This is a genomic window from Arachidicoccus rhizosphaerae (assembly GCF_900107765.1).
Taxonomy (GTDB): Bacteria; Bacteroidota; Bacteroidia; order Chitinophagales; family Chitinophagaceae; genus Arachidicoccus; species Arachidicoccus rhizosphaerae.
Genome location: NZ_FNQY01000035.1, coordinates 21,979 through 33,512, shown reverse-complemented (window position 1 = coordinate 33,512; position 11,534 = coordinate 21,979). Strand labels below are relative to the sequence as shown.

At 43.0% G+C, this 11,534-nt stretch carries 13 protein-coding genes; 11 read left to right on the top strand and 2 right to left on the bottom strand.

What is annotated here, in order from left to right:
* The coding region (locus BLU80_RS18275; protein ID WP_139188202.1) for a transposase at window positions 1-262 on the bottom strand (262 nt) is incomplete at its 3' end.
* A 12-nt stretch (window positions 263-274) separates the two neighbouring features.
* The gene (locus tag BLU80_RS18270; protein WP_091401280.1) at window positions 275-601 is read right to left on the bottom strand and encodes an AbiH family protein; all 327 of its coding nucleotides are present in this window, start codon (window positions 599-601) and stop codon (window positions 275-277) included.
* 734 nt (window positions 602-1,335) lie between these two features.
* On the opposite strand from BLU80_RS18270, the gene BLU80_RS20220 reads away from it, so the two are divergent.
* The 11 genes from BLU80_RS20220 (at window position 1,336) to BLU80_RS18220 (ending at window position 11,527) form a co-directional block, all read left to right on the top strand.
* Window positions 1,336-1,734 carry an HYC_CC_PP family protein gene (locus BLU80_RS20220; protein ID WP_449371662.1) on the top strand — a complete coding sequence of 133 codons (399 nt, stop codon included), beginning with the start codon at window positions 1,336-1,338 and terminating at the stop codon, window positions 1,732-1,734.
* Between the two features lie 142 nt (window positions 1,735-1,876).
* Entirely contained in the window at window positions 1,877-3,139 is a 1,263-nt protein-coding gene (locus BLU80_RS19995; RefSeq protein WP_091401275.1) for an efflux RND transporter permease subunit, read from the top strand.
* 10 nt (window positions 3,140-3,149) lie between these two features.
* Window positions 3,150-5,042, top strand: coding sequence for an efflux RND transporter permease subunit (locus BLU80_RS19990; RefSeq protein ID WP_091401273.1), 1,893 nt, complete (start codon window positions 3,150-3,152; stop codon window positions 5,040-5,042).
* A 35-nt stretch (window positions 5,043-5,077) separates the two neighbouring features.
* Complete coding sequence (locus tag BLU80_RS18255; RefSeq protein WP_091401271.1) at window positions 5,078-6,355, top strand: TolC family protein; 1,278 nt, start codon at window positions 5,078-5,080, stop codon at window positions 6,353-6,355.
* Between the two features lie 9 nt (window positions 6,356-6,364).
* The gene (locus BLU80_RS18250; RefSeq protein WP_091401269.1) at window positions 6,365-7,600 is read left to right on the top strand and encodes a heavy metal-binding domain-containing protein; all 1,236 of its coding nucleotides are present in this window, start codon (window positions 6,365-6,367) and stop codon (window positions 7,598-7,600) included.
* 15 nt (window positions 7,601-7,615) lie between these two features.
* The gene (locus BLU80_RS18245; RefSeq protein ID WP_091401267.1) at window positions 7,616-8,896 is read left to right on the top strand and encodes an efflux RND transporter periplasmic adaptor subunit; all 1,281 of its coding nucleotides are present in this window, start codon (window positions 7,616-7,618) and stop codon (window positions 8,894-8,896) included.
* Window positions 8,897-9,024: 128 nt separating this feature from the next.
* On the top strand, window positions 9,025-9,384 hold the full coding sequence (locus tag BLU80_RS18240) for an ArsR/SmtB family transcription factor (protein ID WP_091401265.1): 360 nt from the start codon (window positions 9,025-9,027) through the stop codon (window positions 9,382-9,384).
* On the top strand, window positions 9,371-9,973 hold the full coding sequence (gene merTP, locus BLU80_RS18235) for a mercuric transport protein MerTP (protein ID WP_091401263.1): 603 nt from the start codon (window positions 9,371-9,373) through the stop codon (window positions 9,971-9,973). Before BLU80_RS18240 ends, merTP begins: the two co-directional genes overlap by 14 nt.
* A gap of 1 nt (window position 9,974) precedes the next feature.
* Window positions 9,975-10,181 (top strand): GDCCVxC domain-containing (seleno)protein, encoded by a 207-nt coding sequence (locus BLU80_RS20025; RefSeq protein WP_091401261.1) that lies wholly within the window; start codon window positions 9,975-9,977, stop codon window positions 10,179-10,181.
* A 335-nt stretch (window positions 10,182-10,516) separates the two neighbouring features.
* On the top strand, window positions 10,517-10,882 hold the full coding sequence (locus tag BLU80_RS18225; RefSeq protein ID WP_091401260.1) for a hypothetical protein: 366 nt from the start codon (window positions 10,517-10,519) through the stop codon (window positions 10,880-10,882).
* A gap of 90 nt (window positions 10,883-10,972) precedes the next feature.
* Complete coding sequence (locus BLU80_RS18220) at window positions 10,973-11,527, top strand: DUF3347 domain-containing protein (protein WP_170831289.1); 555 nt, start codon at window positions 10,973-10,975, stop codon at window positions 11,525-11,527.
* The last annotated feature ends 7 nt before the right edge of the window (window positions 11,528-11,534 follow it).

Below are 11,534 nucleotides of genomic sequence, written 5' to 3'. Positions count from 1 at the left end.
AATCATTAGCTATTTTAAGTCTTCCTATTTCTGCATATAGATTCTCTTTTAAGGCCTGATCCTCAGACTGATCAGCAGGTGCATCCTTCTCAAAAACGAGACTGGCTTTGGCTAAAAACTCTTTTTTCCACGTGTTTATTTGAGTGGGGTGTATGTCATATTTCTTACTTAGTGCTTCTATGGTCTGCTGCTCTTTAATGGCCTCCAAACAGACCTTGGTTTTGAATTCTGAGGTGAACTTCCTGCGACTTGTTTTACTCATTTTTGAAAGGTTTTACGTTATAAAGTTATATCTTATTAACCTGTCCAAAAAATGGGGTCCATTATAATTTAACCGATAATTGGCATCGTTATGTATAAGCGGGTTGAACCCAACTGTTGTATATAAATGATTAATTAAATCGGAAGTCGAATTTATTTTTGTAAACCATGCGTGTCTAGGAATAACCTTTTTAATTGTCAATAAATCATCCTCATAATCTCCTTTTTCATAAGCATTCCCGTAGCATTTCTTTAAATACCAGAGCATAAAATCATTATACTTGGTTTCAAGGCCGTGGGCAAGATCGAAGCCGTTGCCAATGATGATAAGTCTATTCACTATATAGTTCTTTTTGGATAAAATAACAGCTTGATATGAGAGTAAGACCACCATCAAGTCATCAAATTTACTAAAAGTATTATCGATCTGACTACTTTTTTATGATATACTTGAATGAAAATCTCCGCCGTTTGAAGCCTTAACAAGGCTATTATGGAAAATATTATCCGAAATTACCTATTATAAAATTCGGGAAGGAGGTGTCCTTTTGTGATACCAGACTTTCGAAGTTCAGGTTAAAAGGTCCAAACCCTATAATTCGATCAATTTCGATAACTTAATGGAGATCTTTGATGAAGCCCTCTCTATAACAAGGTACGATCAAAAACACCAAAGAAGTTTACCGATTTTACGATAATAAAATGTTACTACCGGATCATTTCTTGATCCTCCGTTTGACATCTATTTGACTATTTGATCCTGCGGGTCTCGGTATTGGGGGAAAGTTGGAACGGGGCACATTTATAAAAAAGGGAATACTTTCTTTATATTTCTAACAAGAAGATAAAGGAGTGTTAAGTGATTAAAGAGCCCATAAAAATGTCGTGCCGAAGTTTGGACTGTCGGATATGGAAGGGGGTCTTGTGCGAATTTTGCACTCACAGCTGTAAAATTAACGTATTTTACTACCTATAATACAGCAACTGCCTATATTTTATTTAGGGGGCTGAATCGCTGGATTATTTATTTTTATATTAAATATATGGAAATAAACTGTACTTTTGTTTTACAGAATGAAAAAGGCTTTAGCCACCATATTATTTTTTATTTATCTTACAACAGTAAGCGGTGTAGGCATGAATCTACATTATTGTTGTGGGCATCTGGATAATGTGGTGTTAAGCTATACAGCCAAGACTTCAGCCAGGCCTTCTTGTGGTATGGAGTCTAGTTATAAAGGCGAGGATTGTTGCAAAGATGTGCATAAGCAGTTGAAAATTACAGAATCTCAGAATGTCGTATCGGACATAGCGGTTCCTGCCGTTTCTATTTTCACTGTTGTACTACCTTCTTTTCCTAAAATCCCGACCTCCTGTTTTTCGTCCGTTGCAAGGGGAAGCTTTTCTCCCCACGCTCCACCCTTTCGAGCGACGGCCCCCGTCTATTTGAAGAATTGTAGTTTCCTGATATGATTTCTTTTCCTTCCTGATACCGGGCAGACCATTGTTTGTCTGGCTTTTGGCGTTTGACTATGCCAAATAATCCCCTACATCAATTAGAGCACTAACGGTGTTGTATACCTCAGTGCACACTATATAAGGAAAAGCAATTATCATGATTAATAAACTTATCTCTTGGTCTATTCACAACCGTTTTATTGTCATACTGGCAACGCTGGGGCTGATTGGCTACGGCTTTTACAGCATGACCCAGACGCCTGTGGATGCCATTCCTGACCTCTCCGAAAATGAAGTCATCGTATTTTCCCAGTGGATGGGCCGCAGCCCGCAACTGGTAGAAGACCAAATCACCTTCCCCTTGGTGAGTAACCTCCAGGGTATCCCAAAGGTAAAAGATATCCGGGCTACTTCCATGTTTGGAATGAGCTTTGTTTTCGTTGTATTCCAAGATAACGTAGATCCCTATTGGGCGCGTACCCGTGTCCTGGAGCGGCTGAATTACGCCCAAAAATTCCTGCCAGAAAATGTTGTTCCTTCGCTAGGTCCGGACGCAACCGGTGTCGGCCAGGTCTATTGGTATACCCTGCATGCGCCAGGATACGATTTAGGAGAACGGCGCGCCTTACAGGACTGGTATGTAAAATTTGCCTTGCAAAATGTACCGGGCGTAAGCGAGGTAGCTTCCTTTGGCGGTTTTCAAAAACAATATCAGGTCACGCTGGATCCTCATAAGCTTGATTATTACCATATTACGCTTATGGATGTCATGAAGGCGGTAAAAGAAAATAATAATGACGTTGGTGGTCGCGTCTTCGATTTAAATAGTAGCAACTATATCGTTCGGGGAATGGGATATCTTAAAAACCCAGCGGAAATCGCCGATCTGCCGGTTGCTACCGAGGGGGCTACCCCCATCCGAATCAAGGATATCGGGGATGTCCAGATGGGCGGCGATCAGCGCCTGGGGATAATAGATGAAAACGGTGACGGGGAAGCCGTGGGTGGGGTAATCCTCATGCGCTATGGTGCCAATGCAGATGAAGTCATTAAGGGGGTCAAAGCTAAAATGACGGAGATACAAAAAGGGCTCCCGCCGGGCGTCACTTTTAAAACGGCCTACGACCGCAGCACGTTGATCGAAGCTTCCGTCAAAAGCATTGAACATACTATTATTGAAGAAATCATCTTGGTATGCGCCGTTATCCTCATTTTTCTCTTACACTTCCGCAGTGCGCTGGTTGTCATGTTAAGTATTCCTATAGCTATTTTGACGGCCTTCATCCTGATCCGCCTACTGGGATTTTCATCCAATATTATGTCACTAAGCGGTATCGCTATTGCCATCGGGGTCATAGTAGACAATGCCATCGTGATGGTAGAAAATGCGTATCGACATTTGACGGAGGCAGACAATTAATTATAAAACTATGAACAATTCAAATAAAATCAGTAATAAGGAACGTATCGCTATTATTGAGAAGTCCGCCAAACAGGTAGGTAAGCCGGTGGTACATGCCATTCTGATCATCGTCGTTTCATTTATCCCCGTGTTTCTACTCACGGGACAGGAAGGCAAATTGTTTCACCCCCTTGCCTGGACTAAAACCATGGTCATGGCTTCCTCAATGATCCTGGCCATTACCCTTATCCCGGTGCTCATGGTGCTGCTGATGCGGGGCAAAATGCGCCCAGAATCTAAAAACCCGGTCAGCAATTTCTTTGTCCGTCTATATGAGCCGGTTTTAAGCTGGTGCTTAAAATGGAAGAAAACCGTACTCACGGTCAATATAATTGCGCTGGTTTTGTCCATTTTTTTGCTAACAAGAATGGGGAGCCAATTTATGCCACCTTTGGATGAAGGTACGATCCTCTTTATGCCTGTAGCGCTTCCTGATGCCTCCAACGCAGAAATGAAACGCATCTTACAGGTGCAGGATAAAATTATCAGCAGCTCCCCGGAGGTTAAAAATGTACTCGGTAAGGCAGGGCGTATCAATTCCGCTACCGATAATGCACCGATTAGCATGGTGGAGACCATTGTGCTGTTAAAACCAAAAAGTGAGTGGCGTGCGGGGATGACCAAAGATAAGATCATCAGCCAGCTGAACGAGAGACTACAAATTCCCGGTGTCACCAACGGCTGGACACAACCCATTATTAACCGTATCAATATGCTCTCCACCGGTATTCGTACGGATGTAGGCGTGAAAATTTTCGGGCAGAATCTGGATACCATCTACCGGTTAGGGCAGATGATCGCCGGTGAGTTAAAAGGCATCAAGGGAATTACAGATCTGTATCCGGAGCAGATTACAGGAGGAAAATACCTGAACATCGAAGTGAACAAAGATGCCATCGGGCGTTACGGGCTGACAACGGACGATGTCAACAGTATTGTACAAAGTGCCTTAGGGGGTATGAATGTCGGTCAAATTTACCAAGGACGTGAAAGGTTCAGCGTCAATGTACGGCTGGCACAGGATTGGCGGGCAAGCCTGGAAGACATCAAGGGGACACTGGTGCAAACAAAAAATGGTCCGCTTCCCTTATCCGATGTAGCTAGTATCTCCCTAAAGGACGGGCCTTCGATGATCAGTAGCGAAAATGCGTTACTACGCGGTACCGTGCTCTTTGATGTCCGGGGCAGGGACCTGGGCAGCACCGTAAAAGAAGCCATGCAAAAACTGGATAAAACTCTGACGCTGCCTAAGGGTTATTTTATCAACTGGAGCGGCCAGTGGGAAAACCAGTTACATGCCCAAAAAACCCTGGAGTTGATCATTCCCGTCGCCATACTGCTTATTTTATTAATACTCTATTTCACCTTCCATGATTTGCGCGATGCCTTCAACACAATTCTAAGCGTACCGTTCGCCTTCGTGGGTGGCATATTAATGGTCTATTTATGGGGTGAAAATCTGTCCGTAGCAGTGGCCGTTGGGTTCATTGCCCTCTTTGGGGTGGCTGTAGAGACCGGCGTCGTGATGATGATTTATCTGGAAGAAGCGATGCAGCGTATGGTCCGGGAAAAAGGAACAGCGATAGACGTAGTTACCCTCAGGCACTATGTGCTGGAAGGTGCAGTAAAGCGCTTACGTCCCAAACTAATGACGGTGTGTGTCGCTTTATTTGGACTAGTGCCTGTGCTTTGGTCCAATGGCACAGGAATAGAACTCATGCGGCCGGTGGCCTTGCCCATGATTGGCGGCATGGTGACCTCTGCCATCAGCATTTTGCTGGTGATGCCTATCATTTTTGAGTTGTTTAAGGAAAACGAATTAAAAAAACATGGTAGTATCAAAGTAAAAGACAGTTTATAGGACTATATAGATCTTCAACCTCAGAATTTTACATTATGAAAATCAAATCCTTTATAACCGGAAGCAAAAGCCTAGTTGTTCTACTGATTTTGGTGCTTGCAACCACCCGGAAAACGCAGGCGCAAACCTACACGCTCAGGCAGGTACTCGATAGCATTGAAACCCGCAATCCCGGTTTACAGCAGTTTGCCCTGAAAACGGCGGCTAGCTTTGCCCAGGCAGATGCAGCGAAGGCATGGATGGCACCATCCGTAGGCGTCGGGCTCAGTGAGTTCCCCTATGGTGGCGGCAAGGACATGGGTGGTGGCGGCATGGCCCGAAAAATGGTGATGCTACGTCTGGAGCAGATGTTTCCCAACTTTGGCCAGCAAAATAAACAAAGAGACTATTATCAGTCTTTGCGCCTTCAGGATCAAGATGATAGCGCGACTATGAAAAATATGCTTTTTGCCGAAGCGAAAATGGCTTATTATGACGCCTTGGTGGCGGAAAAGAAATTAGCAGTGGTGGACCAGCAGCAAAAGCAGGTGCAGTTGCTGATTCAGATTTCAGAGGGCCGGTTGCCCTATGGTAAGGCGAGTTTACCAGAAATCTATAAGGCCAGGGCAAAGCTGAGTGACCTGCAATCCATGCGGGTACAATTAGAGGCGGCCAGCGAACAGGCCGTTGCCATCTTAAACAGCCTGATGAACCGTTCCCAACAGGCACCCTTACAAATTGATACGGCAGAAGACTTTGCCCATTCAGAGATCGCTATTTTACAAGTGGACTCATCCTATATTTTGGAAAACCGTAGTGATATCCACCGGGCTTCTGACGAAATACACAGTCTCAGGCTGAACAAAAAAGTCGTTTCCAGCGAGTCCAGGCCAACCTTTGGTATAAACTTGGATAATATGCGCATGAACAGTGGTGGCTACATGTATAGTGCGATGGCTATGGTATCTGTTCCTATTGCCCCTTGGTTTTCCAAAGGCTATAAATCAAAAGCAAAAGCCATCGATTATCAGATACAGGCCACCCGTAAAATGCAGGCGGGGCAGGTTCAAGAGGCTATCGGCGTTATACAAAAAGACTGGTTAAAGCTACAGGCCGCGCAAAAGGATGTACAAATTTTCCAGCAGGAAGTCATTCCTGCCTATAGTAAAGCCTACCAGTCCTACTTAAATGCATTTAGTGAAAACACAGGCGATATTTACGAAACACTCATGGCCTGGGATGAATTAACCATGAAGAAGATGCAGTACTGGGACAAAATAAGCGATCTGTTAAACATCCGTGTCATGCTGGAAACAGAAATGCAAAAGGATTAAAATTTATAAATGATGAAACTAATTAAAAACAGAAACTTGGTTTACCTTTTACTGATGATGGCCTTCATTGGGCTACTCATGGCGGGGTGTCAGGCGAACCAGCCAAAGGCGCATTCACAGGCAAAGGTATATTATACCTGCTCCATGCATCCGCAGGTACATGAAGATAAACCCGGGAATTGCCCCATATGCGGCATGAAATTGATTAAGGTCGAGGAGACTAACCAAAAGGATACGGTGTCTTTAGATACCGCTTTGTCTTATCTGACACAACCAGTTACCAAAACAGTGACTGGATCCTTTAAGACGTTCATACCAGTAAAAGGTAATGCGAAGGATACGATAACCGCCGATGGTATGATTAATTTTGACGAGCGGGATATCAACGGCGTTGCATCAAGGGTGACAGGTCGAATTGATAAGTTATATGTAAAATATAGCGGGCAGTCCATAGCAAAAGGACAGCCACTGATGGAAATCTACAGCCCCGAATTACTCAGTGTACAAAGAGAGCTGTTACAAACCGTGAAGGATAATGACCCAACACTTATAAAGGCGCTGAAGGTAAAATTACGCAATCTGGGGATGCACCAAAATGAAATCCAAAAAGTAACAGAAAGCAGAAAGCCCCTGTCACAGATTACCATTTTTAGTCCGTACCAGGGAGTCGCTCGCCCTGTAAGCGATCCGGCGATGGATAACAGTACCCCGGAATTACTGGACATTAGAAAAGGAATGTATGTGGACGCCGGGCAGAGCATTTTTTCTATTCAGGACATCACCAGACGTTGGGCCTTGCTTCATGTGTTTGCCAGTGATATGGCTTTTATCCAAAAAGGAGATCCAGTGGCTTTAAATTCGGAAGCCAGCCCGGATCAAATAATCAGCGGACAGGTGGATTTTATACCTCCATACCGAATGGAAAATGAAAAAACCACCACCATACGGGTTTATCTGAAAAATTTACCGGCGAACTGGAAAATAGGAACACTCGTAAGAGGTCGCATCGTCATTGGCCATGAGGACAGGGGCCTATATGTTCCTTTATCGGCGGTGAATAGACTAGGCATGCGAAGCGTGGTCTGGGTAAAGGATAGAAACAGCAATGATGTATTTCATGCAAGACCTGTGCAAACAGGTATCCGCACAGAAGATTCCATCCAAATAATATCAGGTATTAAAACGGGTGACCAAATCGTCGAAAACGCCGCCTATATGGTAGATAGTGATAGTTTTATTCAATAAAAAAAAGAGAATGTCATGCAATATAAATGGATCATCATCGGTAGTTTACTACTATTTTCTCTGGCTGCCTGTAATAATAGCCAGGATGGTAAAGCGGTAGTGCAAATGACAGACAGCCTGCCGCAGAAAAAGGAAGCGGTCATTTACACCTGTCCCATGCATCATCAGATACGGGAAAACGCACCAGGCAAATGCCCGATATGCGGTATGACTTTGGTACCGCTGGATCAGGGTCCTGCACAGAAAAATCCGGAAGATACCCTGGCAGAACTTAGGATTTCATCCCGGCAGCAGCTGCTGGCAGGTATTCATACTGATACAGCGCAAATAACAAATTTATCCAGTGAGCTGATGCTTACAGCAACCACCCTCTTTAATCCTAAACAGCAGGATGTAATCAGCGCCCGGGTAAATGGCTGGATTGAAAAAATGTATGTGCGCAATCCGGGTGAAGAAATCTTTGCCGGCCAAAGACTATATGAACTGTACAGCCCCGACCTGCTTTCTGCTGAAAAAGACTATCTACTGGCAATTCAGCAAAAAGGGCTTTTTAATAAGGCCTCTGTAGATTTTACCGCCACCATTCAGGCAATGAAGCAAAAACTCCTGCGATGGGGACTTTCCCAAAAACAAATTGACCACCTGCAAGAGCGGCAGCCAACCGGAAAAACGGCTATTTACAGCGAGTCCACCGGCTATCTCATCCAAAAAATGAAGGAGGAAGGTGGATACGTAAAAGAAGGAGAGGCGATCCTAAGCCTTGCGGAAAATAATACACTTTGGGTCCAGGCCCAGTTATACGACCAGCTATTGCCGCTTATATCCAAGGATACGAAGATCTGGGTGCAACTAGCGGGAAGCATGGGCCAAAAATTACCAGGCAAGATCGTATTTGATAACCCTGTTAATGAGCCGGCTTCACGTGTTCATCTTGTTAATATCGAGATCTCAAATCCAGGTGGAAATTTACAACCGGGTATGCTTGCCTATGTACATATGCAAACATCAAAGGGACAACCAGGTGTCGCTATTCCCAAATCATCCGTAATTTACGGACAGGACCGCGCCTATGTCTGGGTGAAACGGCCCGACAGTAGCTTTGAACGCCGGGAAGTAACACTCGGACAAGATAATACTTCACTGGTAGCGGTATTACAAGGGGTTAAAGTGGGTGAATCCGTGGTGTCTTCAGGCGTCTATCTGCTTAATAGTGAGTATATTCTCAAAAATGGTAGCGGTGCCAATCTTTCAGGGATGCAGATGAGTGATATGAAGATGAGCGGGAGAAGTAAGTAAATTGTGTATAAAAGCCGAATGGGAGGAGATAGGTTGTCGGTCGGATGATAAAAAGGAAGAATTGTTTAAATTGTTAATTTTGTATTTAAGTAGTTGCTTAAATACGCGAATGAGTTATTTTTGCACTTATGAACAATAATTCTTGTATCAGGCAACAGGCGGACATTAAGCAAATCGGTCGTTGCAAAGACAGAATTACAGCCATCAATGGGACGTTTGACTATATATCCAACGGACTTGAGCTGGCAGGTAATAACGTGCGACTTAAAATTCTTTTTCTTCTTTACGAAGAAAAGCAGCTCTGTGTTTGCGATTTGAGTGATATTCTCGGCATGACGATTTCTGCGGTTTCACAACATCTTCGAAAACTCAAAGACAGAAAGATTATTAAAACAGAACGCCGGGCGCAAATTATTTTTAACTCGTTAACAAAGGAGTATGAAGAAATGCTCCTACCATTTTTCAAAATTCTTGATGAAAACAAATAACAAACTAGTCGGTGTAGGATTTTTAACAGCAATAGCTGCTTCACTATGTTGTATAACGCCTGTTTTAGCCATCATAACAGGCTTAAGCGGTAGTCTTGCCTCGACTTTCTCGTGGCTTGACCCTTTCAGACCCTATTTTATTGGCTTAACTGTCTTGGTATTTGGCTTTGCCTGGTATCAGAAACTGAGGCCAAAAAACAAAATGAGCTGCGATTGTGAAGAAAGCGGAAAGCCAAAGTTTATCCAAAGTAAATTCTTTTTGGCGATAATGACGGTTTTCACAGCCCTGATAATGGCATTTCCTTTATATTCCACTATTTTCTATCCTAAGTCAGCAAAACAAGTCATTGTGGTTGACAAATCAGATATTCAGACCGTTGAGTTTAAAATAGGCGGAATGACTTGTTCCGATTGTGAAAATCCCATTCATCACGAAATAAATAAGCTTTCGGGAATCATTAAATCGTCTGTCTCCTATAGGAACGGAGATGCCATCGTAGAATTCGACAAATCCAAAACGGATATCGCCGAAATTGAAAAGGCAATGAATAGTACAGGATACACAGTAACATCAAAAAAAGTAAAATAAAATGGAAATCGTATTACAATCAACCATTACCTGCCCCAAGTGTGGACATAAAAAGGAAGAAACAATGCCGACAGATGCTTGTCAATATTTTTACGAGTGCGAAAGCTGTAAAAAGGTAATAAAACCCTTACAAGGTGACTGCTGCGTCTATTGCAGTTACGGAACCATACAATGTCCGCCGATGCAACAAGATAAAAAATGTTGCTGATCTAACGGGAAGCCATAGCCGCCTTATATAGATTACGCATTTTGCAATAAATTTGCCTCTCCTTTCAATAGTGACAGCTTAGACAGGGGCAATTCATAATAGTTTGAACAGATTTTTTTGTATTGCAATTTCAAAAGGGATTTAGATTAGGCAACACACAATCAATTTGTCTTAAGTGAATAATAGAGACCCATTAGTTATAAAAAGTCCAACAAAACAAGCGAAATAGTCGAAATTATATAATTTTTTCACTAAATCTTGTAACGATTCTTTTTCCAGAGTTCGTATTTTTGTAAAGAATTTAAAAAGAATCTGTATCTTTGATTTTCAAAATAATGGCAAAACAGGTTTTCATATTACTGGTTATTTTTACCGGCTTCTTTTTGGTGCCGAAGTTGTCCTATAGCTGTGTGTCAAAACCGGTTGTAAAAACATCTTGCAGCCAGCAGGGAAAAACCTGTGCTAAAGATAAAACCTGCTGTGGCGACCATCATTCAAAAAAAGATTCAAATGATAATTGTGGAGGCAATTGCCCGCATAATTCCTGTCATTGTCCTGCTTCTAACTTGACCATCGTCCTGCCTCATAAACAGGGTATAGATTACGGCGACTATGGTGCTGAGAAGCAAACGTATTACTCGCCTGGATTTGTCCTATCCCAAGGATTCCAATCTATCTGGCTCCCCCCTAAAATAGGTTAAATTTCTTTGATGACAGCCATAGGTCTGTCCTGTCTAAAGCATGAAATTGCTTTATTATTATTCTTTTATAGAAATTTAAACTTAAAAGTAATGAAACCATTCATTTTTATGGTAGCAATTATTGCTACTACTATCGCTGCATGCAGCAACCCCCAAAAATCAAACGCAAAAACTGTTATATCGTCGCCACAGTCCTCCCCTAAAGAAGCGCCTCAAAACGCAAGCCTCGGAGCAGTCATGACCCATTACCTGCATTTAAAAAATGCATTAGCTTCTGATAACACCAAGGAGGCCGCCACGGCAAGCGCTCAGTTACATACTGCTTTGGCAGAGTTGGGTAAACAACTCCTGAGTTCCGCTCAGAAAAAGGCCTATAGCGATATCTCAGCTGATGCGCTGGAAAATGCTCAGCATATTGCTGACAACGGGGGGAATATCAAACACCAAAGAGAACATTTCCAGGGTCTTAGTGAAGATATTTATGACCTGATAAAGGCCTTTGGAACTTCCCAAACCTTATATAAAGACTATTGTCCCATGGCTAAGGCGACCTGGGTGAGTGAGGTAAAGGATATCAAAAATCCCTACCTGGGCAAGAGCATGTCTACCTGCGGATCGGTAAAAGAAACCATCAGTAAAAAGTAACTCCCAG

Excerpts from the sequence above, each read along its gene's own strand:
- BLU80_RS20220 (WP_449371662.1), top strand. The coding sequence starts at position 1,336 with ATGAAAAAGGCTTTAGCCACCATATTATTTTTTATTTATCTTACAACA.
- BLU80_RS19995 (WP_091401275.1), top strand. The coding sequence starts at position 1,877 with ATGATTAATAAACTTATCTCTTGGTCTATTCACAACCGTTTTATTGTC.
- BLU80_RS19990 (WP_091401273.1), top strand. The coding sequence starts at position 3,150 with ATGAACAATTCAAATAAAATCAGTAATAAGGAACGTATCGCTATTATT.
- BLU80_RS18255 (WP_091401271.1), top strand. The coding sequence starts at position 5,078 with ATGAAAATCAAATCCTTTATAACCGGAAGCAAAAGCCTAGTTGTTCTA.
- BLU80_RS18250 (WP_091401269.1), top strand. The coding sequence starts at position 6,365 with ATGATGAAACTAATTAAAAACAGAAACTTGGTTTACCTTTTACTGATG.
- BLU80_RS18245 (WP_091401267.1), top strand. The coding sequence starts at position 7,616 with ATGCAATATAAATGGATCATCATCGGTAGTTTACTACTATTTTCTCTG.
- BLU80_RS18240 (WP_091401265.1), top strand. The coding sequence starts at position 9,025 with ATGAACAATAATTCTTGTATCAGGCAACAGGCGGACATTAAGCAAATC.
- merTP (WP_091401263.1), top strand. The coding sequence starts at position 9,371 with ATGAAAACAAATAACAAACTAGTCGGTGTAGGATTTTTAACAGCAATA.
- BLU80_RS20025 (WP_091401261.1), top strand. The coding sequence starts at position 9,975 with ATGGAAATCGTATTACAATCAACCATTACCTGCCCCAAGTGTGGACAT.
- BLU80_RS18225 (WP_091401260.1), top strand. The coding sequence starts at position 10,517 with ATGGCAAAACAGGTTTTCATATTACTGGTTATTTTTACCGGCTTCTTT.
- BLU80_RS18220 (WP_170831289.1), top strand. The coding sequence starts at position 10,973 with ATGAAACCATTCATTTTTATGGTAGCAATTATTGCTACTACTATCGCT.